Annotated in this window: 21 protein-coding genes; 15 read left to right on the top strand and 6 right to left on the bottom strand. The window is 61.5% G+C overall.

Features of this window, described 5'->3' with window-relative positions; all coding sequences use genetic code 11:
• The first annotated feature begins 53 nt into the window (after nt 1–53).
• Nucleotides 54–2,420, top strand: a complete 2,367-nt coding sequence (locus tag ACSW29_RS19160; protein WP_448278017.1) for an arylsulfatase — start codon at nt 54–56, stop codon at nt 2,418–2,420.
• 47 nt (nt 2,421–2,467) lie between these two features.
• Nucleotides 2,468–2,605 carry a hypothetical protein gene (locus ACSW29_RS19155; protein ID WP_153211511.1) on the top strand — a complete coding sequence of 46 codons (138 nt, stop codon included), beginning with the start codon at nt 2,468–2,470 and terminating at the stop codon, nt 2,603–2,605.
• A 6-nt stretch (nt 2,606–2,611) separates the two neighbouring features.
• Here ACSW29_RS19155 and ACSW29_RS19150 read toward each other — a convergent pair whose 3' ends face one another.
• From ACSW29_RS19150 to ACSW29_RS19140, 3 genes are all read right to left on the bottom strand, one after another.
• A complete protein-coding gene (locus ACSW29_RS19150; RefSeq protein WP_317825895.1) occupies nt 2,612–4,267 on the bottom strand; it encodes an FAD-binding dehydrogenase in 1,656 nt (551 codons plus the stop codon).
• A complete protein-coding gene (locus tag ACSW29_RS19145; protein ID WP_347874869.1) occupies nt 4,264–4,929 on the bottom strand; it encodes a TetR/AcrR family transcriptional regulator in 666 nt (221 codons plus the stop codon). Before ACSW29_RS19145 ends, ACSW29_RS19150 begins: the two co-directional genes overlap by 4 nt.
• Before the next feature lie 140 nt (nt 4,930–5,069).
• On the bottom strand, nt 5,070–6,401 hold the full coding sequence (locus ACSW29_RS19140; RefSeq protein ID WP_448278016.1) for an MFS transporter: 1,332 nt from the start codon (nt 6,399–6,401) through the stop codon (nt 5,070–5,072).
• A 157-nt stretch (nt 6,402–6,558) separates the two neighbouring features.
• Here ACSW29_RS19140 and ACSW29_RS19135 point away from each other — a divergent pair, with 157 nt between their 5' ends.
• The 3 genes from ACSW29_RS19135 to ACSW29_RS19125 all read left to right on the top strand — a co-directional run bounded on the left by ACSW29_RS19135 (nt 6,559) and on the right by ACSW29_RS19125 (nt 8,632).
• Nucleotides 6,559–7,722, top strand: a complete 1,164-nt coding sequence (locus ACSW29_RS19135; protein WP_448278015.1) for an LLM class flavin-dependent oxidoreductase — start codon at nt 6,559–6,561, stop codon at nt 7,720–7,722.
• A 150-nt stretch (nt 7,723–7,872) separates the two neighbouring features.
• Nucleotides 7,873–8,409 (top strand): hypothetical protein, encoded by a 537-nt coding sequence (locus ACSW29_RS19130; RefSeq protein ID WP_317825891.1) that lies wholly within the window; start codon nt 7,873–7,875, stop codon nt 8,407–8,409.
• Between the two features lie 88 nt (nt 8,410–8,497).
• Nucleotides 8,498–8,632: a hypothetical protein gene (locus tag ACSW29_RS19125; protein ID WP_269068824.1), complete on the top strand. Its 135-nt coding sequence runs from the start codon at nt 8,498–8,500 to the stop codon at nt 8,630–8,632.
• A gap of 10 nt (nt 8,633–8,642) precedes the next feature.
• Here ACSW29_RS19125 and ACSW29_RS19120 read toward each other — a convergent pair whose 3' ends face one another.
• A complete protein-coding gene (locus ACSW29_RS19120; protein ID WP_448278014.1) occupies nt 8,643–9,158 on the bottom strand; it encodes a CGNR zinc finger domain-containing protein in 516 nt (171 codons plus the stop codon).
• Between the two features lie 335 nt (nt 9,159–9,493).
• On the opposite strand from ACSW29_RS19120, the gene ACSW29_RS19115 reads away from it, so the two are divergent.
• The 3 genes from ACSW29_RS19115 (at nt 9,494) to ACSW29_RS19105 (ending at nt 12,294) form a co-directional block, all read left to right on the top strand.
• A complete protein-coding gene (locus ACSW29_RS19115) occupies nt 9,494–11,101 on the top strand; it encodes an AMP-binding protein (RefSeq protein ID WP_230817579.1) in 1,608 nt (535 codons plus the stop codon).
• Between the two features lie 139 nt (nt 11,102–11,240).
• Nucleotides 11,241–11,525: a hypothetical protein gene (locus ACSW29_RS19110; protein ID WP_230817581.1), complete on the top strand. Its 285-nt coding sequence runs from the start codon at nt 11,241–11,243 to the stop codon at nt 11,523–11,525.
• 37 nt (nt 11,526–11,562) lie between these two features.
• Nucleotides 11,563–12,294 (top strand): hypothetical protein, encoded by a 732-nt coding sequence (locus tag ACSW29_RS19105; RefSeq protein ID WP_230817582.1) that lies wholly within the window; start codon nt 11,563–11,565, stop codon nt 12,292–12,294.
• A gap of 14 nt (nt 12,295–12,308) precedes the next feature.
• On the opposite strand, the gene ACSW29_RS19100 is transcribed toward ACSW29_RS19105, so the two are convergent.
• Both ACSW29_RS19100 and ACSW29_RS19095 read right to left on the bottom strand, forming a co-directional pair.
• Entirely contained in the window at nt 12,309–14,264 is a 1,956-nt protein-coding gene (locus ACSW29_RS19100; protein ID WP_448278013.1) for an ABC1 kinase family protein, read from the bottom strand.
• Between the two features lie 207 nt (nt 14,265–14,471).
• Nucleotides 14,472–15,353 (bottom strand): alpha/beta fold hydrolase, encoded by an 882-nt coding sequence (locus ACSW29_RS19095; protein ID WP_448278012.1) that lies wholly within the window; start codon nt 15,351–15,353, stop codon nt 14,472–14,474.
• Nucleotides 15,354–15,464: 111 nt separating this feature from the next.
• Here ACSW29_RS19095 and ACSW29_RS19090 point away from each other — a divergent pair, with 111 nt between their 5' ends.
• The 7 genes from ACSW29_RS19090 to ACSW29_RS19060 all read left to right on the top strand — a co-directional run bounded on the left by ACSW29_RS19090 (nt 15,465) and on the right by ACSW29_RS19060 (nt 20,626).
• Entirely contained in the window at nt 15,465–16,109 is a 645-nt protein-coding gene (locus tag ACSW29_RS19090) for a TetR/AcrR family transcriptional regulator (RefSeq protein ID WP_448278011.1), read from the top strand.
• A gap of 9 nt (nt 16,110–16,118) precedes the next feature.
• Nucleotides 16,119–16,568, top strand: coding sequence for an FAS1-like dehydratase domain-containing protein (locus ACSW29_RS19085; protein ID WP_124569115.1), 450 nt, complete (start codon nt 16,119–16,121; stop codon nt 16,566–16,568).
• The gene (locus tag ACSW29_RS19080; protein WP_448278010.1) at nt 16,565–17,047 is read left to right on the top strand and encodes a MaoC/PaaZ C-terminal domain-containing protein; all 483 of its coding nucleotides are present in this window, start codon (nt 16,565–16,567) and stop codon (nt 17,045–17,047) included. The genes ACSW29_RS19085 and ACSW29_RS19080 overlap by 4 nt, the downstream gene beginning before the upstream one ends.
• 121 nt (nt 17,048–17,168) lie before the next feature.
• The gene (locus ACSW29_RS19075; RefSeq protein WP_317825883.1) at nt 17,169–17,462 is read left to right on the top strand and encodes a DUF4259 domain-containing protein; all 294 of its coding nucleotides are present in this window, start codon (nt 17,169–17,171) and stop codon (nt 17,460–17,462) included.
• Nucleotides 17,463–17,542: 80 nt separating this feature from the next.
• Entirely contained in the window at nt 17,543–18,604 is a 1,062-nt protein-coding gene (locus ACSW29_RS19070) for an NAD(P)/FAD-dependent oxidoreductase (protein ID WP_317825882.1), read from the top strand.
• 118 nt (nt 18,605–18,722) lie between these two features.
• Nucleotides 18,723–19,910, top strand: a complete 1,188-nt coding sequence (locus ACSW29_RS19065; RefSeq protein WP_448278009.1) for an AAA family ATPase — start codon at nt 18,723–18,725, stop codon at nt 19,908–19,910.
• A complete protein-coding gene (locus ACSW29_RS19060) occupies nt 19,907–20,626 on the top strand; it encodes a M50 family metallopeptidase (protein ID WP_230815115.1) in 720 nt (239 codons plus the stop codon). The genes ACSW29_RS19065 and ACSW29_RS19060 overlap by 4 nt, the downstream gene beginning before the upstream one ends.
• Nucleotides 20,627–20,794: the final 168 nt, after the last annotated feature.

Genomic DNA, 20,794 nt, shown 5'->3' with positions numbered 1-20,794 from the left:
GGTGATCCTGAAACGCTTGAAAGAGCCATGTGAGAGACAGAAGGCGAGACGTCATGACGGATCCGACAGGCCCGAGCCGCGCTGTACTACCGATTCCGGATCGACAACATCTTGGTCTGGTGACGTACGACGCGAAGGATCCGGACACCGAGTTTCCGCCGATCACTCCGCTACTACCGCCGGCCGGGGCACCCAATGTTCTGGTGGTCCTGTTGGACGACGTGGGATATGGCGCCAGCAGTGCCTTCGGCGGACCAGCGGACACGCCGACTGCTGAGCGATTGCAAAGTAATGGGCTCACGTACACGCGGTTTCACACGACTGCGCTATGCGCGCCGACCCGCGCCGCTCTGCTGAGTGGGCGCAACCACCATTCGGTCGGAATGGGTTCGATCACCGAAACCGCGACCTCGGCTCCTGGCCTTTCCGGTCTGCGCCCGAATACCAAAGCTGCATTACCGATGACGTTGAAACTCAACGGATACTCGACAGCGCAGTTCGGCAAGTGTCACGAGGTACCGCCGTGGCAAACATCCCCGGTAGGGCCGTTCACATCATGGCCGACGGGAGAAGGCGGCTTCGAGCACTTCTACGGATTCATCGGCGGGGAGAACAACCAGTATTACCCGGCGCTGTACGAGGGCGTCGCGCCTGTCGAGCCGGACAAGACACCGGAAGAGGGCTACCACCTCACCGAGGACCTGGCCGACCACGCCATCGACTGGGTTCGGATGCAGAAATCCTTGGCTCCGGACAAGCCGTTCTTCGTCTACTTCGCTCCCGGCGCTACCCATGCGCCACACCATGTTCCGAAGGAGTGGGCCGATAAGTACGAGGGCCGGTTCGCCGGAGGTTGGGACGCTCAACGCGAGTCGATTCTCGAGCAGCAGAAGCAGCGGGGAGTCGTTCCCGCGGATGCGGTCCTCACCCCGCGCCCTGAGGCCATTCCGGCGTGGGACGACATGAGTGAGGAATTGAAGCCTGTCCTCGAACGCCAAATGGAAGTCTATGCAGGATTTCTCGAACACACCGACTTCCATGTCGGACGGCTTGTCGATGCGATCGAAGAACTTGGAGCTCTCGACAACACCCTCGTGTACTACATCATCGGGGACAACGGAGCGTCCGCAGAGGGGACGATCAACGGAGCCTTCAACGAGATGGCCAACTTCAACGGACTCGCCGCCATCGAGACGCCCGAGTTCATGGCGGAAGTGAAGGACAAGTTCGGCACCAAGGACGCGTACAACCACTATTCCGTGGGGTGGGCGTGGGCAATGTGTACGCCGTATCAGTGGACGAAACAGGTTGCGTCGCATTGGGGTGGCACTCGCAACGGGACGATCGTGCACTGGCCGGCAGGGATTCGGACCAAGGGGGAGACACGGTCGCAGTTCACCCACGTCATCGACGTTGCACCGACGATCCTCGAGGTCGCGAAACTACCGGAACCGACCATTGTCAACGGCGTCCAGCAATCACCCATCGAGGGGACCAGCATGGTCTACACCTTCGACGACGCCGAAGTCGCCGAACGTCACGATCTGCAGTACTTCGAGATGGCCGGCAACCGTGGGATCTATTACAAGGGTTGGAGTGCGGTCACCAGGCACAGCACTCCGTGGCTCTTCGCGGAGACGCTCCCCGCTCTCGACGACGACGTGTGGGAACTCTACGACGGGTCGCAGGATTGGACGCAATCCCAAGATTTGGCCGCCGAAATGCCGGAGAAATTGGCTGCACTGCAACGCTTGTGGTTGATCGAAGCGGTCAAGTACAACGTACTTCCGATCGACGACCGTAGGTTCGAGAGGTTCAACCCTCACATCGCGGGGCGTCCGCAGTTGGTATCGGGGAACAGGCAAGTTCTGTTCCCCGGAATGAAGCGACTGAGCGAGCACAGCGTGCTGAGTATCAAGAACCGATCGTTCAGTGTCACAGCAGCTGTCGACGTCGCGGATGGCGTTACTGCCAACGGTGTGATGATCGCGCAGGGAGGCAGGTTCGGCGGCTGGGCGCTCTACGCGCGGGAAGGCCGTGCGAAATTCGTCTACAACCTGCTCGGCATGACCGAGTTCGTCATCGGTTCCGACGTTGACATACCGGCAGGATCACATCAGATCAGGGCCGAGTTCGCCTACGACGGAGGTGGACTCGCGAGGGGCGGCGGGGTCACGATCTATCACGACGGTCGGGAAGTGGGCTCGGGTCGCGTCGAGCAGACCCAACCGATGGTCTTCTCCGCGGACGAGACCACCGACATCGGTGACGACTACGGCATGCCTGTCAGTGTCGATTACAGTGGCACAACCACATTCAACGGCCGTATCGACGTCGTGCAGATCGATGTCGGTGACGACGACCATACCCACCTCATCGATCCGGAGGAGGTGGCGCGAGTGGTGGTGTCCAGACAGTGATTCCACAGGCACGAGCAGCAGTCACAATCTCCTGAGGGAGGGGCGCAATGCCGACCGTCATCCGAACCGTTCACGATCTGGTCCGCCACGCGCGCGGGCCGACGCACCATCACCACCATCAATCCGTGCACGAGGCACGGCGAATGCGCGCCCACCACATACTGGTCACGCATTCGCTCGCCTGATTTGGGCTACAGGTCGCGCGCCAATGCTCGTCCGGCTGCGCGGCCCGAGAAGATGCAGCCACCGAGGAAGGTCCCTTCGAGCGCGCTGTAACCGTGGACTCCGCCGCCGCCGAAGCCCGCGACCTCACCGGCCGCGTACAGGCCGTCGAAGACGCTGCCGTCGGCCTTGATGACCTGTGAATCCAGGTTGGTTTCCAAGCCGCCGAGAGTCTTGCGGGTGAGCAGGTGCAACCGGACCGCGATCAGTGGGCCGTTCTTGGGGTCCAGGATCTTGTGCGGCGCAACGACGCGCACGATCTTGTCTGCCAACAGATTACGGGCACCGTGGATGGCAGTGACCTGGAAGTCCTTGCTGTACTTGTTGTCGACTTCGCGGTCACGGGCGATCATCTCGCGCTCGATGTCCTCGTAGTCGAGGAGGGGTTCGTCGGTGAGGGCGTTCATGCCGTCGACCAGATCGCGAAGATTGGTGCGCACCACGAAGTCTGCGCCCTTCTGCTTGAACGCCTCGACCGGTCCCGGGGCACCCTTCTTGATTCGTTCGAGAAGGAGCTTGAAGTCGCGGTTGGTGAAGTCCGGGTTCTGTTCCGATCCCGATAGTGCGAACTCCTTCTCGATGATCTTCTGATCGAGAATGAACCACGTGTACTCGTGGCCGCTGTCCAGGATGTACTTGAAGGTCCCCATCGTGTCGAAGCCCGGGAAATTGGGGACCGGCAGACGCTTGCCGGTGGCGTCGAACCACATCGAGGACGGTCCGGGGATGATGCGGATTCCGTGGTTCGGCCAGATCGGATTCCAGTTCTGGATGCCTTCGGTGTAGTGCCACATGCGGTCGCGGTTGACGATGTTTCCGCCCGCGGATTCGGTGATTTCGAGCATGCGTCCGTCGACGTGCGCGGGCACGCCGGTCAGCATGTGCTTCGGTGCCTTGCCGAGTCGCTCCGGCCAATTCTTCTTCACCAGTTCGTAATTGCCGCCGATTCCACCGGAGGTGACCACCACGGCCTGTGCGGCGAACTCGAATTCGCCGACGGGGGTGCGTGAACTCTTCACACCGCGCAGATCACTGGAAGGTTCGAGGACGGTTCCTCGTACACCCGTGACCGCACCATCGGTCACCACTAATTGATCCACCTGGTGGCGGTGCTTGAATGTGACCAGCCCACGTTTCTGGGCAGCGATGACCTTGGTCAGGAAAACGTCGACGACGCCAGGTCCGGTGCCCCAGGTGAGGTGGAAGCGCGGCACCGAATTGCCGTGTCCGAGAGCCATTCCGCGCCCGCGCTCGGCCCAGCCGACGTTGGGCATCAGGCGAAGGCCCAGATCGTGCAGGTACTGACGCTTGTCTCCGGCCGCGAACTCGACGTACGCCTTGGCCCACTGACGCGGCCAGTGATCTTCGCGGTCGCGGTCGAATGCGGCGGTGCCCATCCAGTCCTGCATGGCCAACTCGAGGGAGTCCTTGATGCCGAGTCGGCGTTGTTCGGGGCTGTTCACGAGGAAGAGTCCGCCGAGCGACCAGAATGCCTGCGCTCCGAGGTTGGCCGCGTTCTCCTGTTCCACCACAAGGACTTTGCGGCCGGCGCGCGTCAGTTCGTAGGTGGCGACCAGTCCCGCCAGCCCTGCCCCGACAACGATGACGTCAGCTTGTTCGCTCACGACAGCTCCTCTTCAGATTGGTTGTTCTGGATTATTTCGCTGTAGGACAGCAGAATTCGAGTGAAGACATCGCGACGCAGCGCGAAGGCGGCGTTGGTGTCGGTATCGATGAGGCACTGCACGCTCGTGCCGTCGTGAACTGCGACCAACGCTCGTCCCAGCGACGTCGGGTCACCGACGATTGTTCGACCGACATCGCTGAGTGCGGACTCCACGATGGGAAGCAGGGTCCGAAGAATTGCGTCTTCACGGTCGGCAAGCGCTTTACGAAGTGCCGGGTTGCGGAGCGCGTGGGCTGTGAATTCTGCGTTGATCCGGTACCACTGCGGGTCGACCGGAACCACGGCCACTATTCGGGCCACGGCGGAATGGATGTCGACGGCGTTGCCGGCGGTGATCGACTCCGTCGCCGACCGGAGGTCGGAGAGCATTGCTGCAGATCGCTGCTCCCACATCGCGAAGAACAGTTCGTCGAGTGAATCGAAGTTGGAGTAGAACGCGCCTCTGGAGTATCCGCCGCGTTCGCAGATCTGCTCGACCGTTGCATGTCCGAACCCGGATTCGGAGAAGACGTCCGCGGCCGCGTCCAGAAGGCGCTGTCTGGTCTGACCACGGCGTTTGGTGACGCGCTTGGCCGGCGAGTTGTCCGTTCCAGTCGTCATCGGCGCCTCCGTCGGGTGGAACCCAAACGATACACCGATGTATCCGATGCGTGGGCGTATCTCGATCTGTTCTTCTTCGCAGGTCTTTCTATAAATATCTAGTAAATATGCAAGAGATAGAGATATTTAGATGTCATCCACTACAGGTACAGATCACGCTTCCTGATCGCCGCAGTGGCGACGACGCTGATCGCCGAGGTGGCCACCAGATATCCACATGCCAGCCACGGTGAACCGCCGCTGGCGCCGATCAGTGCAGTCAGGATCAGAGGAGTGACGCCGGAGGCGTAGATACCCGAGAACTGGTAGACGACGGACAACCCGGTGTACCGGATTTCGGTGGGGTAGACGCTCGCGTAGAGCGTTCCCTGGGCGCCGTAGAACAGGGCGTGAATCACTCCGAAGACCACGACCATCGCGACTCCGAAGAGCAGAAGGCTCTCGGTCCCGAACAGTGCGAGGGCGGGGAAGATCGCAAGGCCGTACGCGGCGATGCCCACGATGTAGACCCGTTGCGGGCCGAACCGATCGGTGAGCAAACCGGAGAAAGGCAGCAAGATCGCCATCACGACCGCGGCGACTGTGACTACGAGAAGTACGGGAACCTTCTCGAAATGCAGAGTCTTGGTTGCATAAGTGATTGCAAAGACGCCCCAGGTATTGAAGGCAGCGCCCTCGCCCCAGCGAGACAGCATGCCCAGTACGGTGTTTCGGGCGACCTTTCCTTGGAAGACTTCCTTGAGCGGTGCGGAGGAGCGTTGTTCGAGGTCGCGAACCGCCTGAAATGCCGGCGTCTCATCCACCTTCAAACGGACCACCAACCCTACGATCACGAGAACCAAGCTCAGAACAAAGGTGATGCGCCAGCCGAAACGGAGAAACTGGTCGTCGTCGAAGATCGTTTGAAGCAGCGCGAACATTCCTGTGCCCAATGCCAACCCGAGGGCTAATCCGATCTGCGGGATGCTGCCGAACAGGCCGCGCTTCTTCTCCGGACTGTGTTCCACCGCGAGAAGGACGGCTCCGGCCCACTCACCGCCGAGAGCAAATCCCTGCAGGATGCGAAGCAGCAGAAGCAGAATCGGTGCCACGACTCCGATCTGGGCGGCAGTTGGAAGAACACCCATGAGCGCCGTCGCGATACCCATGATGAACATCGTGAGAGCCAGCGTCTTCTTGCGTCCGATGCGATCGCCGATGTGACCGAACACCACTCCACCGATGGGGCGAACGAGAAAGCCGACCGCGAAGGTCGCAAAAGAAAGCATCGTCCCGACAAAAGAACTCTGATTCGGGAAGAACAGTTGGTTGAAGACCAGGCTCGCGGCCGTCGCGTAGAGGAAGAAGTCGTACCACTCGACCGTCGTGCCGAGCAGGCTTGCTGCGACGACGGTTCTCAGTCTGGAACGTCGCTCACCGTCGGTTTCGTTCGAGAACGGTGAATTGTGCTCGACTTCGGCAAACGTGGTCATCGGAGCCCCCGGGTTGCGGTGCAAATTCACGAAGGTATCGCCGGAGCCGAAAGTGGGCACCCATAGCGATCAGGGTGATTTCAACCCTGTTCTTCCAGGTGGCGTGTGGTTGTAATGACAGAAGAGTTCTGCCTGTTCGTCGACGAAAGGAATCACCGTGTCACTGCGCTTCCACTGGTTCTTGCCTACTTACGGTGATTCCCGGAATCTGATGGCGGGTGGGCACGGCAGCTCGATGTCCGGTGATCGTCCGGCGACGCTGAAATACCTCAATCAGATCGGCGCGGCCGCTGAGACGAACGGTTTCGAAGCCGTCCTCACGCCCACCGGCGCGTGGTGCGAAGACGCATGGCTGACGACGGCGATGATGGTCGAGACCAGCGAGACACTCAAGTTTCTGGTTGCTCTGCGCCCGGGATTGCTCAGCCCCACGCTTGCCGCCCAGATGGCCGCAACCTTCCAATGGCAATCGGGCGGTCGCCTGCTGCTCAACGTCGTCACCGGCGGGGAGGACCACGAGCAGCGCACCTTCGGTGATTTCCTCGACAAGAACCAGCGGTACGCACGATGCGGCGAGTTCCTCGACGTGATCCGCCAGCTGTGGTCCGGTAACGGTCCGGTTGATTTTTCCGGTGAGTACGTCAACGTGGAAAAGGCTACGCTGCAGCGTATTCCGGATCCGGTACCGCCCATCTTCTTCGGCGGATCCTCGCCGGCAGCCGGAACCGTCGCATCGCGTTACGCCGACACCTACCTCACCTGGGGTGAGACGCCGTCCGCTGTCGCCGCCAAGATCGCCTGGATTCGCGACCTCGCAGAAGTTCAAGGTCGGCACCTCGACTACGGAATCCGTTTGCACGTCATCAGCCGGGACACCTCGGAGCAGGCATGGGCAGAAGCGGATCGGCTGCTCAGCGCGCTCGACCCGGCGACCGTCGAGCAGGCTCAGGCGAGTCTTGCGCGATCCGGCTCCGAAGGTCAGCGTCGGATGCTGGAATTGCACGGCGGCGGTTCGGCTTACAAGCAGGGCGTCGGAGCAAGGTCGCTGGAAATTGCGCCGAACCTGTGGACCGGCGTCGGGTTGGTCCGAGGGGGAGCGGGCACCGCATTGGTCGGTTCGCACCAAGAAGTGGCTGATCGGATTGCCGAGTACGCAGCGATCGGTCTGGATCACTTCGTACTGTCGGGGTATCCGCATCTCGAAGAGGCGTATCAGTTCGGTGAGGGCGTGCGTCCGATCCTCGAAAAGCGTGGATTGGTGGCACCGCACGGTTCGGCCGGCGGACCGGTGCGAACGCCCTTCGTCTCCAGTGGGAACTGAGTCGAACAGCGAGCTCTTCGAGAACGGGACGTTTGTCCCGATCTTTCGGGCATGACCTCCCGGCGGGACAAATGGGCCATTTCGGGCGCTAGATCCGATCTAGGCTGCGCACTGTTGCCGAACTCAAGGCGCAGTACGAAAGGAACCTCGATGAAGCTGGGCACAAGTGGAGTACGTCGCGTAGTGGGAACCGTGGCGGTTGCCGCTGCAACCGCGGCAGGCGTCGCGATGGTCAATCCTGCAACTGCGTCGGCCGAGGTGGTCCCGCCGGTCGTCTCGTACAAGGTGACCGGAAACGATCTGTCACTGACGATCACGAACAACAACACGGGCATTGCTCCGTTGTGCCAGGCGTTTGTCGTCAACGCCGCGGATTCTGCTGCTGTGCTTGATGATCCGCTGAAACTGCTCGATCCGAACCTTGTGGTGTACCCCAAGATCACCGATCCGGCCTCGCTGTTCGCCGTGGGCAAGGGGCAGACGGTCACCAACACCGTGACCGATGTTCCGGACGGAACCTACGCCGTGCTCGGCGCCTGCTCCGATCTTCTCGATCTCGAGACGTTGGGTAAGCCGGTTCCTGGCGTACCAAGCCTGGTTGTCATCGGCGGACCGTTCAGCGGCATCAATACCGGCAGCTTGAGCGACCTGTTCGGCAGTGGCAGCGCCGAGGGCCTTTTCGGGTAGCTCACCGTCTGTCTCCCCAATTTTCCGACTGAGCGGTCTATTCTTCATGCATCTGGTGATCTGACCGACGTGCCTGGAGGTTCGGAAAATGCGAAGTGGTGGATTCAAACGCGCCCTCAGAAGCATTGTCGCGGCGTCGGTCGCCGTCGTGGGACTGGCTGTCAGCTTCCAGTTCGACTACCAAGGTGGTTCCGACTTCGAGGTGGTCGGCCCGACGTCCTAGTGTCTACGACTCAGTTTCGTGCGCGGTGGCGCCGTACCGCGTCGCGATTCGCGCATGTGGGGGAGCAGTACCGCTGATTGCCGTTGCGGGAGGTGTCAGCGTAGATGTTGGTGCACTCGTCCAGGGTGCATCGACCTAATCGGTGCATGCCGCGGCCGACGAGGTGTAGCGCCGTGCCCACCGAGAAGAGTGCCTTGAGGACCTCGGCGAGTGACTGTTGGGGATCGCGGTAGTGCAGATGCCAGCCGTCGTTCGCGTGGTTGGTCATACGCGGATACGCCGACGCTTGCTCGAGCATGATGTTCACCAATTCGGCGCGTGCCGTCTCGTCCGTGACGTCGACGATTTTCGACCACTCGATCAGAAGGTCGAGGGTTTCGTCGAGGTCCTTCTCGGCGATGGGGAAATCGAGAATGATGCCTGCATCGACGCAGCGTTCGACGAGTTCGGCCAAGCTTTCGGGATGTCGATTGGCCAGGTCGGCGGCCAGCGTCACCGCATATTCGCCGTAAGGGTTGAGATGCACAATGCCATTACATCATGCTCGTTGCATGAAAAAAACAGAGCTCACGCCGATCGGTTGCATCCATCGCTGGGAGGTCGAATCCCGGCATCGAACAAGCGAGGGGACGGTCACCTATCTGCGCTGTCATTGTGGGTCGTGGCAGACCCTGCTCACCGAATGGATGTCGGGAGGTGCAGCCTCGGCCGTTGCCGCACCGATAGTTGCCGCACCGATAAAGGTCAGGTCCAGGTAATGATCAGCTAATCGTTCCGTTTCGCCTCGCGTGACATGGAACGTGTTCTAGATTCAGGGTTGTATGCCTCGATATCGCGGCGCAGACTCTGAAAGGGAAGACGATGCAGTTCAACCTCGCTGATGTATTCGAAACCGTCGCCAGCTCGGTACCTGATCGCGTCGCCTTGACTTACGAGGGAGAGAACTTCTCCTACGCTCAGTTGGACGCCGAAGCCAATCGAACCGCCAACCTGCTCGCGCAAGCCGGTATCTCACGTGGTGACCACGTGGCTCTGTTCCTGAAGAACAGCGTTGAACATGTCACGTCGATCCTCGGGTTGATCAAGATCCGTGCGGTCCCGATCAACGTGAACTACCGGTACACGCCCGCCGAACTGGAGTACATCTTCACCAACTCCGACTCGGTCGCGGTTGTCGTAGAGCTTCCCGAACATCAGCGTGTCCTTGCTTCCCTCTTCGGTGCATGCCCGAAGGTGAAGACGGTGATCGTGATCGGCGAGATCGACGCCGACCTGGTCGCTGCCGCGAATGAGCACGAAGTTTCCGTGGTTTCCTTCGACGACGCTCGTGAGCAGTCGCCAGTGGGAGAGTTCGACTCCCGTTCGGGCGACGACGTGTACCTGCTCTACACCGGCGGGACAACCGGATACCCGAAGGGCGTCATGTGGCGTCACGACGACTTCTTCCGTAAGCCGCTCTCCGGCGGAAATCCGTACGGCGAGGGAGCGCGGCAGGATCTCGCCGAGATCGCCAGTGCTGCAAAGGAATTTCCGGAACTCTCGTTCCTCGTTGCCGCCCCTCTGATGCATGGCGCCGCGTTGTACTCGCTGTTCACCTTCCTCACCCTCGGTGCGCGGGTTGTTCTACGACGAGAGTTCGACCCGGCGAAGGTCGTCGAAGCGATCGAGAAGGACTCGGTACAGGTGATCTTGATCGTCGGCGACGGTATGGGACTGCCGTTGGTCGACGAGATGGAACGCCGCAAAGACGAGGTTGATTTCAGCACCCTGTTCTCGATCACCTCGGGTGGCGCGATCTGGTCCACCAGCGTCCGGGACCGCATGCTGGCGGTGAAGCCGGACCTGCTGTTGCGGGACAACTTCGGAGCCTCGGAGTCAGGCAACGACGGCGCCTTCGCTATCGACGAGGCAGGAAATCTGCGGATGCCGCCCTCGCCGAACATGATTCTGGTTGACGAGCGTCTCGAAGAGATCCCAGCTGGCTCCGACGATGTGGGATACATCGCGCGCATCGGAAACGTCCCGCTCGGTTACTACAAGGACGAGGAGAAGACCGCCCGGACGTTCCCGACCCGCGCTGATGGCACCCGTCTTTCGGTGCTCGGCGACATGGGCAAGGTGGAAGCGGACGGCACCATTGTCTTCCTCGGCCGCGGCTCACAGTGCATCAACACCGGCGGCGAGAAGGTATTCGCCGAAGAGGTCGAGGCCGCCCTTCACGCGCATCCGGCAATATCGGACGCGCTTGTTGTCCCCGCACCCGACCCGCGCATGGGGCAGCAGGTCGCAGCGGTGATCGCGACCTACCCCGGATCTGACGAGTTGACTCTCGAAGCGGTTCAGGAACATTGCCGCAAGACGTTGGCCGGATACAAAGTGCCGCGCACGATCGTGCTGGTCGATGAAGTCAAGCGAACCCCGGCCGGTAAGGCGGACTACCGCTGGGCGACGACACTGGCGTCGTCCTAGCAACGTGCAGTGGGCGGCGAAGACCTTTCACACGGATTTCACCACGACATAAGAGACATACCGGAAAGATAGCGCAGAGTAAGTCGTTCAGTAAGTCGTTCGCGCCTTGCGTCGTCACTCCACGAAAGGGTCTCAGCTCATGCTCATCATCGGAATTCTTCTGTTCGGGATCGTCATCGGAGCGGGAGCCCAGTTGATTCTGGGGCAGAGGGCCGCACGAGTGGATTGGACCTTCGCGTTCATCGCTGGAATCGGTGGTTCGCTGGTGGGCGGACTGCTTGTGAGTTTGATTGCGGGCGACGGAATATCATTGCGTCCCAGCGGCATCCTGGGTTCCCTCGCCGGCGCCGTCATCATCACCGCAAGCTGGCAGTGGTACCGCCGGAAGAACGCAACGCCAGCATCGCGTCCGTCTGATCACTGATTCCTCAGTTCCGCCAGGGGACGGAAAGCGACGAGACATGAACGAATTGCTCGATGAAGTTCTCACCGCACATGGCGGAGTCGAACATTGGCAGTCCGTTCCAGCGATCACGGCGCGGGGACGCCTCGGCGGTCTGTTGCCTGGGCGCTTCCCCGGCAACAAGCTCGCGACGTTTACGGTCGAGGTACAAGTTGCCGAGCAACGCACTCTCCTCCAAGACTTTCCGCGTGTCGGCGAGCGCGCTGTGTTCGACAAGGGCGTCGTGCGGATCGAAACTCGTGACGGCGAACAACTCGAGAGCCGAACCGACCCGCGTCCAGAGTTCTTCGGGTTGAGTGGAATCCGGCGCAACTTTCGCTGGGACGCGCTCGACACCGCTTACTTCGCCGGCTACGCCTTTTGGAACTATCTGACGGCACCGCTGCTGCTCGCGCGCGACGACATCACTGTCACCGAAGCCGAACCTTGGCAGGAATCCGGGCAGCAATGGCGACGACTGCAGGCAACGTTCGCACCGGCAATCGATACCCATTGCCGGCAGCAGACCTTTTATGTCGACAACGGTGGCCTCATCCGCCGGCACGACTTCGTCGCCGAACCGATAGGCAGCTGGGCGAGAGCTGCGCTTTACTGCGACCAGCACCGCCAGTTCGACGGCCTCACATTCCCCACCCGACGGCGCGTTCTCCCGCGGGGTCCAGGTGGCCGTGTCCTCTCGCGGCCGACGCTCCTGGCGCTCGACTTCGACGACATCGAGATAAAGCGATGAACATCAGTGCTTGGTTACCTGTTGTCGAGTGTGAACAAACGGAACACGGTCCGCATGCACAGAACAACCCCGACGAAGCCCAGTACCGCACTCACGAGTGCGTAGCCTGACAGCTGAGGTGTGAGTTGTGGTCCGCCAGGTACGGACAGCAGGATCGCCGCGACGATCAGCGCGGTCACTCCAGCCGCCATACCCAGGGCGTTGTTCGTCGACCGTCGGAGCCATCGCCTGTCGTCGGGGTGCGCGATGGAGCGGGTTCGGAGTGTGAAGCTTCCCGACGCCAGTGAGGTCGTGATCTGGTCGAGCTGACCAGGCAGCCGCCTGACCACGGCCGTTGTGACCGCAATCGTCGACAGCATCGCCTGCGCCGCTGCGGAGGGGCTGGCGACCTGGGTCAACAGTCGGGGTACTTCGGCGCGCACCGCGGAGACGAGGTCGATGTTCGGATCCAGAAGCCGGAGGGCGCGTTCCACCGACGCGAGTGAACGGAAAGCTGCTGCGACGTCTCCCGGCACACCTATTCGGTGCTCTCGAAGCGCGGTGAACATTCGCGCGAACGATCCCATGGAAACATTGGGCGCAAGACCGAGAAGGGTGATCTCGCGGCCTACTTGGTGACGCAGCGCTCCACGATCCACGTCATCAGGCACGTCGAATGCCATCAGCATCGCGTCGACTGTTGCCACCGGGTCACCTGCCAGTGCGGCATTCAGGAGTACGGCGAACAGGATCCGTGTCTCCCCGTCCAGAACACCTACCGCGCCGAAGTCGAGTAGGCCGACGCGTCCGTCGTCAAGGATCATGATGTTGCCCGGGTGCAGATCGGCGTGGAACACCCCGTGGACGAAGATCCCGTCGAGCAGCGATGCAAGAAGCTCGTTCGCAATTCTGCTGCGAGAGTCGACGTCGACGTCGGTGAGCGCTGCCTCGCCGTCGGAAAGTGGTGTTCCGTGAAGACGCTCCATCACGACCACTCGTCCGCTGCTGAGTTCGGGGTAGATGTGCGGAACGACAATATCCGATCGACTCACCATCGTGGCGGCGATCGTGGCGGTGTTCGCGGCCTCGGTGCGGTAGTCGAGCTCTTCGAGCAGCGACGTGACGAGCCCGCCGGCGAGTCGATGAACGCCGATATCGTGTGCCCAGGGAAAACGGGTTTCCGCAAGGGATGAAACGCGGAGGAAGATATCGCAATCCACGCTCACCTGTGCGCTCGCCTCGGGGCGTTGAACCTTCACCACAACGTCGACACCTTCAACGGTGCGCGCGGAATGTACCTGTGCGACAGAGGCGGCGGCGAACGGCTCCACATCGAACCGCGCGAACACCGACTCTGGTGCGTCGCCGAGTTCCGATGCCAGTAGCTCCGCGATACGGTCGGGATCAGCCGGGCGCGCCGAACTTTGCAAGGACGAGAGTGCACGAGCCAGCTCGGGTGCTATGAGGTCGTCTCGCGTCCCGAGGATCTGTCCCAACTTCACGAAAGTGACACCGCATCGGCTGACAATCTCGACCAACGCGTCCCCGAACTGAGGTGCGGACGGTCCGGCGCGGAGAGCTGACCCGCCTCCCGCTCGCACGAAGATACTCATGATCTGCACGTACCGCTTCGTTCGGCGCCACGATTTTCGACTGCGCCGCAAGGCTTCCGACGGACCTGGTAGGGACCCCGTAGGAACGACGACTTCGAGGAAAACCAATGCGGCCAGGCATGCTGCGAACACCCAGAGCGCGACAACTCCGAAGAATATGAGCGCTGTTCCTACGCTCACCAGAAGTTGATCGTCTTGGCTGGCAATTCCTGCAAGTGTTGCAACATATCCCGACAGTGGGACTCCCACCGAGAGCGCTATCACCGCGACTGCAAGGGTTCGCGGCCATCCGACTCTCGTCCCCAATGTTCGTCGCATCACGCCCGCGAGTGCTGCTGCAAGAAATGGCGTCGTGACGATCCAGACCATCAAGTCCATGGCGATAGCGTACGGGTTCGCAATCTGCGATTCATCCAGGAAAACCCTGAGCCCGCCCCTGATTGAGGCGCACAAGATTGAAAGCGCCGAAGTGTAGAACATGCCGGGGCACTTCGGTATTCAGTCGCCCGGCTGTCGACCCGTCCTGATCGACGGTCCAAAAGATGATGGCGAGGCTATCGCCCTACCGGTGCCTGATCGGGGAGATCACATTTGTTTCGCGTCGTCGTGATTGCGGACGAACCTCATGAGTCGGGGAACTACCCGATCAGGTATGTGACCCAGGATTCCGTGGCCGGTTCCGGCATAAATCTCCACCTCGGCTTCAGGTTGAAGATCGGCTAGCCTCGCGGCCACCTGCTTGGGGTTGGAGACCACTGTCTCGGCGTCGGAGATTACGAGCATGGGAACCGAGATTGACTGCACTTCTGTATCCTCTAGCATCCGCGCCCATCCGATACCGGGCCGGTAGTTCAATGCCTCTGTAACCAACGCGAACTCGCGATCGCCGATGACGTACCCGGGGGAGAGCCAATCGTTGAGCCTGCGAATATTTTTGTCGGTGCGACGCATACCGGCGCGGACCATCTTCAGCAGCACACGCCACGAGGGCTTGTCGAAGACTCCACCCGGTTCGATGAGCGTCACACTCGCCAGTCGTTCAGGAGAATGAAGTGCCACGAGAACGGCGTGCCACGCACCGTGCGAGTAGCCGACCAGGTGGACGCGATCGACCCCGAGTTCGTTCAATACCTCGCCCACCCAGGTGGCGAAGTCGGATTCCCCGGTCAATGGAGCGGTCTGCACACTGCGGCCTGCGGTACCGATCGTGTCCAGCGCATAAACGACTCGGTCTCGGCACAGGTCCTCGATGACGATGTGCCATTGCAGGCAATTGGCGCCGACTGCGTGCAGCAGGACGATCGGCGTTTCCGTGCCGGTCCCCGACCTGCGGACATGGGTGGTTCCGAACGATGTCGGCACGTCGAGTTGTGTCGACGGAACCGGCCAGGTGTCTTCCAGTTCTCGGTAGATGCGGTCGTACGCCTGCTTTGATGCCTCGTTCTTGAATCGTCCGATCTTCGGCATGAGTGCCCCTCTCGCTGCGATTGATTTGATGGTACGAACGTATCACTATGGCGGTACGTGCGTATCATTAACGAGTCAAAGTCATCCATTCGAAAGGGGAAGGACAGCCACATGCCGCGACTGGTCGACCATGAAGTGCGGCAACGGGAGATCACCGATGCGGTGCGGCGAGTGATTGTCGACGGTGGGCTCGCGGCGGTGACGTTTCAGTCCGTTGCTGCCGAGGCTGGGATTTCGGTGCGTCTCGTGCAGTACTACTTCGGTACGAAGCGGGAGTTCCTCCTCGCGACGCATCAAGCCGTTCGTCAGGATGCGGGTGCTCGCCTCATGCAGGAGTTGTCTGTTCTGGGCGCGGAAGCGACACCCCGCGAGGTCATTTCAGCGTTCCTCGTCGGCATGCTCCCGCTTGATCAGCAACGTCGAGAGGAAGCGATTGTTCTCGGCGCCTTCCACGCTGCCGCACTGACCGGACAAGGAATCGCCGCCGAGGAAACCCTCACTGCCCCGAGAGAGTTGACAGCGCTCATTTCCGGCCAGCTTCAACGAGTGACCAATCGGGACGCGGTTGCGCCGTCAATGGATCCCGACCTCGACGCCGAGCTCATTCTGGCGGCTGTCGCCGGGCTCGCCCAGGGGATGCTTCCCGGCTACGCCACAGCAGAATTGGCGGTCCAGTTGGTTGAGCGTCTCCTCGATCGCATTCTCGGGCCGACGAGACCTCAGGCCACGAATCAACCCGAAGTCGGCCGCCGTTAGTATTTCGGGATGTCTCCTGTGAACCCAGCGCTCGCCGGCCGGGTGTTTCCCTCGTCTTCGTACCTTGTCGGGCGCGAGAAGATTCGCGAGTTCGCTCTGGCGGTGCGTTCGAGCAATCCCTTGCACCATGATGTCGGTGTCGCCAGGGAGGCCGGGTTCGTCGATGTCATCGCGCCGACAACATTCACAACCGTTGTCCAGCAACGAGCGATCATGGCTCTGCTGCGCACGCCGGATACTGGGCTCGATCCAACGCGTGTGGTGCATACTTCCGAGAAGATCGAGCATCAGCGTCCGATAGTCGCTGGCGATGACCTGTCCACGACACTGACGATTACAGGGGTGACAGTGCGAGCAGGCAGTGCGATCCTGTCGACAGTTTCCGAGATTCACGACGCGACCGAGGCTTTGGTCGCGACGGTCACCTCGACCCTGCTGGCGCGAGGAGAAGAGGCATGACCATTCCCGCCGTGCCGGTCTTCGAGAACCTCGTCCTCGGTGACATCGTCGCGAAGGTCGATCTGGTCCTCACTCGTGATGACCTAGTTCGCTACGCAGGTGCCTCTGGCGACATGAACCCGATCCATTTCAACGAAGCAATCGCTACTGCGGCTGGGCTACCGGGAGTTCTGGCGCACGGAATGCTCACCGCCGGAATTGCTTTGCAAGCCATCGTCGACTGGGTTGGTGACCCGAGCGGTGTGATCTCGTATGAAACTCGCTTCACTCGGCCCGTCGTAGTCGATGCCGTTGATGGTGCAGATCTCTCCATCGCTGCGAAGATCGCGCGGATCGACTCCACAACGCGCACTGCGCGCATCGATGTCACCGTCATGCACAAGGGTCAGACGGTTCTGGGAAAGACCCAGGCACACCTTCAGTTTCCGGGGGATCCGACAGGATCTGTTGCCCCAGTCTCAGTTTCAGGCCTGGGCTAATTGGTCAGGTTATCCACTATCGATACGAGCGACAGCGGGAGGTTTTGTGGGAGTCTGGGGTCCGGGAAACTTTGACAGTGACACCGTCGCGGATGGGTTGGGGGTACTGACCGGTCGAATCGTGGACGATATCACTGCCGAGTTCGAAGACGATTCGAGTCTGGAGCCGGATGAATGGGGCGGGGAGATGGTGCCGGCCTGGCTCGAGATTCTCACCGATATTGCCCAGACGAAACGAGTCGGTGTGACCTTTCCGTCGTCGCAAGTGCTGATCGACTGGCGCGATCGATATCTGCGCGTGTGGGATGGCTACATCGACGAACTCGAACCTGACGAGGATCACAAGGTCGCTCGACGTGCAGTGCTCGTCCACACCTTCGAGCGGGCTGTTGCCCTCGCCGCCGAGCGGGAATGAGCCTAGTCCTCCCCTAACGCCGACGTCCTTGCATCCAAATTGAGTGGATCCAGGGTACGGCTCGTAGATATGGTCCACTGGTGACGGAACCAAATGGTCGAAACGACGGTCCGATCCTGGTGATTGGTGCCGGCGTCGTCGGCGCGTCGATCGCGTATCACCTGGCGCGCATTGGTCTCCGAGTCACCGTGCTGGAGCACGGCTCGGTGGCAGGAGGGGTGACCGGCAACTCCTTTGCCTGGGTCGGCCTCTCGAAGAGTGTCGCAGAAACTTACTCAGATCCGTTCCGGCAAGGCGCCGCAGTCGAATTCGACCGCCTGGAGCGCGAACTCGTCGAACCAATCGGTTTGCGCCGCAGAGGTGCGATCACCTGGGAAGAGACGGAAGCGGAGACCCGAGCGTTCGTAGATGCTCATCGAGCACTCGGCCATCCCGTCGACCTCATCGGCAAAGAGGAGATCCTTGCTCGTGAGCCGGGATTGCGGACGGCCCCGGTGGTGGCAGCGTACGCACCCGATGACGGCGGCGTTGACCCGGTTGCATTCGCTCGATCGCTCCTGCGAAGTGCCGAAGCATACGGTGCCACAGTGTATTCCGATGTCAGTGTGCTCTCGATGCTCGCGGAGGGCATGAGAGTGTGCGGTGTAATGACTGCCGACGGTCCCGTCTACGGATCGACCACCGTGCTCGCTGCAGGTACCGCGATCCCCGAGCTCGCGGCGTCGGCGGGAGTCGACGTCAAGGTCGACGCCTCGCCATGTTGCCTAATCAGATTCTCGACTCCCCGCACACTGGTGAACGGAATACTCTCCACTCCGGATTTCGAGATCCGGCAATTGGATGACACGACACTGATTGCGGCTGAGGATGTTCCGGCCGGGTTCTCCGGAGATGCTCGCGAGCTGGCCGAGCCGACGCTGCAGGCAGTCCGCAGTCAGCTCGTTGACGGTGACCACGTGGAACTGATCGAGGCGGTAATCGCTGACCGTCCCATTCCGCGTGGTGGCCGCCCACTGCTGGGCTTCGCCGAAGGCGTGTCGGGGCTCTATCTGGCCGCGGCGCATCCGGCGATCATTCTGGCCGGAGCAATTGGGGCCCACGTGGCCGGGGACTTCGCCCGAGCGTCAAGCCGGGACTGTTAGACGACATGCCGGGAGCCTGATTCGACAAGGTCGAGCCGATATTGCCGTCCCTAGTTCTCTCTAGGACACGCGCTAGAGAGCGGGATATTCGTCTACTCTGCTTGTACCGTCGATGGGCATGGACCCCGTGCGCAATCCGTATGCCCCCGGTGCCGGTCAACGCCCGCCGGAACTCGCCGGGCGCGACAAGCAGATCGATGCTTTCGACGTCGTGCTCGAGCGGATCGCACGTGGCCGCCCGGAACGAAGTGTTGTCCTCACCGGATTGCGTGGCGTCGGCAAGACCGTCCTGCTCAATCAGTTGCGTTCGGCCGCGATCTCCCGCAGCTGGGGGACCGGAAAGATCGAGGCGCGCCCCGACCAGGATTTACGACGCCCACTCTCGTCGGCGCTGCACATGGCAGTCCGCGAGATCGCGGTCTCCCATCGCGATCCGGAGCGGGTCGAGCAGTTCCTCGGAGTCCTCAAATCGTTTGCCCTACGCTCCACCGCGGACAAGGGAATGCGCGAGCGTTGGCAGCCAGGCATCGACGCACCCGCGATCAAAGGTCGGGCAGACAGCGGCGACATCGAGATCGACCTGGTCGAGTTGCTGCTCGACGCGTCGTCGCTGGCCAGGGATGTCGGCGTCGGGATCGCAATCTTCATCGACGAGATGCAGGACCTCGGTGCCGCGGATGTCTCGGCGATCTGCGGGGCCTGCCACGAGTTGAGTCAGGACGCGGCACCGTTGATCGTCGTCGGGGCGGGGCTTCCGCATCTGCCTGCCGTGCTGTCGGCGTCGAAAAGCTACTCGGAGCGCCTGTTCAGCTACCACCGGATCGACCGGCTCGAGCGTGAAGCTGCAGATCAGGCCCTGATTGCACCTGCCGAGCGTGAGGACGTCGAGTTCACCGAATCCGCGCTCGACGCTCTATACGAAGCGGCCGACGGGTATCCGTACTTCGTCCAGGCCTACGGAAAAGCCACGTGGGATGTGGCGGCCTCGAGTCCGATCACGGCAGAAGACGTGCGCGTCGGCGCACCAACCGCGGAGGAAGAACTCGCTGTCGGTTTCTTCGGATCACGGTACGAGCGAGCAACGCCCGCGGAGCGCGAGTACATGCGAGCCATGGCCGATCTCGCCGGAGACGACGGACCTGTCGCGACCGCGAAGATCGCCGTCGAGCTCGGCCGTAAGCCGGCTTCGCTGTCGCCGGCACGGGACGGACTGATCAAGAAGGGCCTCATCTACTCGGCCGAACGGGGGTCCATCGGATTCACAGTCCCGCACTTCGGCCGATACCTGCGCGGACAAGCGGAGTGAACGCCCTCGAAACCGCGTGGGATCGGGTGGCGGCCGTCAGCCCCAATCCGCCGGCGTGGGTAGTTCAGTTGGCCGCGTTGATTGCCGTGATCATCGTTCTCGAGCCGCACCTGTGGCGGATCGCACGCAACGTCGTCACCATCGCACACGAGGGTGCTCATCTGATCGTCGCAGTCCTGGTCGGTCGACGGTTGAAAGGCCTTCGCCTGCATTCGGATACGTCGGGTGTTGCGATTTCGTCCGGCAAGCCGACCGGCTTCGGCGTCATCCTGATGACGTTCGCGGGGTACGTCGGGCCGTCGATTCTCGGCCTCGGTGCGGCCGGTCTGTTGGGTGCGCAGCGTGCGGTCTCGGTGCTGTGGATCGGTGTGTTCGTGATCGCGGTCATGATGGTCCTGATCCGAAACCTCTACGGAATCTTCTCACTTGCCGTGGTGGGAGCAGTGTTGTTCGGGCTCGTCTGGTGGGGGACCCAGGAGCAGCAAGTGGCCGCAGCGTACTTCCTGACGCTCTTCCTCCTCTTTGCCGGACCACGCCCCGTCGTGGAACTTCAACGGCAGCGGATGCGACGAGGTGGGGCACCGGACTCGGACGCAGACCAATTGGCCAGGCTCTCACCGATACCCGCGATCGTCTGGGTCGGTTTGTTCCTGCTCGTGAACGTCGCGGTGCTGGTGCTCGGCGGATGGTGGATCCTGCGTCCGGTGGGTGGCTGATCGCCTTGATCCGTTGTCCCGTCAGGACAACGGATCAATGATTCTTGATGCTCCGCGGACGTAGTCATCGCGGTAAGGCGCTCATATCGTGGAAGGCGACGAGTGGTCGTGTCGGGACTTCCCTCGGCCACATCCGCAGCGACGAAGACCGTCGACGATGACAAGGAT

Source organism: Rhodococcus sp. GB-02 (assembly GCF_053470465.1).
The sequence above is the reverse complement of the archived record's forward strand: the minus strand, read 5'-3'. Positions and strand labels throughout refer to the sequence as shown.

What these genes read in the sequence shown, in the direction of transcription:
- ACSW29_RS19065 (WP_448278009.1), top strand. Translation starts at nt 18,723, where the DNA reads ATGGACCCCGTGCGCAATCCGTATGCCCCCGGTGCCGGTCAACGCCCG.
- ACSW29_RS19105 (WP_230817582.1), top strand. Translation starts at nt 11,563, where the DNA reads ATGAACGAATTGCTCGATGAAGTTCTCACCGCACATGGCGGAGTCGAA.
- ACSW29_RS19100 (WP_448278013.1), bottom strand. Translation starts at nt 14,264, where the DNA reads ATGGACTTGATGGTCTGGATCGTCACGACGCCATTTCTTGCAGCAGCA.
- ACSW29_RS19080 (WP_448278010.1), top strand. Translation starts at nt 16,565, where the DNA reads ATGACCATTCCCGCCGTGCCGGTCTTCGAGAACCTCGTCCTCGGTGAC.
- ACSW29_RS19125 (WP_269068824.1), top strand. Translation starts at nt 8,498, where the DNA reads ATGCGAAGTGGTGGATTCAAACGCGCCCTCAGAAGCATTGTCGCGGCG.
- ACSW29_RS19095 (WP_448278012.1), bottom strand. Translation starts at nt 15,353, where the DNA reads ATGCCGAAGATCGGACGATTCAAGAACGAGGCATCAAAGCAGGCGTAC.
- ACSW29_RS19085 (WP_124569115.1), top strand. Translation starts at nt 16,119, where the DNA reads ATGTCTCCTGTGAACCCAGCGCTCGCCGGCCGGGTGTTTCCCTCGTCT.
- ACSW29_RS19110 (WP_230817581.1), top strand. Translation starts at nt 11,241, where the DNA reads ATGCTCATCATCGGAATTCTTCTGTTCGGGATCGTCATCGGAGCGGGA.
- ACSW29_RS19130 (WP_317825891.1), top strand. Translation starts at nt 7,873, where the DNA reads ATGAAGCTGGGCACAAGTGGAGTACGTCGCGTAGTGGGAACCGTGGCG.
- ACSW29_RS19155 (WP_153211511.1), top strand. Translation starts at nt 2,468, where the DNA reads ATGCCGACCGTCATCCGAACCGTTCACGATCTGGTCCGCCACGCGCGC.
- ACSW29_RS19140 (WP_448278016.1), bottom strand. Translation starts at nt 6,401, where the DNA reads ATGACCACGTTTGCCGAAGTCGAGCACAATTCACCGTTCTCGAACGAA.
- ACSW29_RS19115 (WP_230817579.1), top strand. Translation starts at nt 9,494, where the DNA reads ATGCAGTTCAACCTCGCTGATGTATTCGAAACCGTCGCCAGCTCGGTA.
- ACSW29_RS19090 (WP_448278011.1), top strand. Translation starts at nt 15,465, where the DNA reads ATGCCGCGACTGGTCGACCATGAAGTGCGGCAACGGGAGATCACCGAT.
- ACSW29_RS19145 (WP_347874869.1), bottom strand. Translation starts at nt 4,929, where the DNA reads ATGACGACTGGAACGGACAACTCGCCGGCCAAGCGCGTCACCAAACGC.
- ACSW29_RS19160 (WP_448278017.1), top strand. Translation starts at nt 54, where the DNA reads ATGACGGATCCGACAGGCCCGAGCCGCGCTGTACTACCGATTCCGGAT.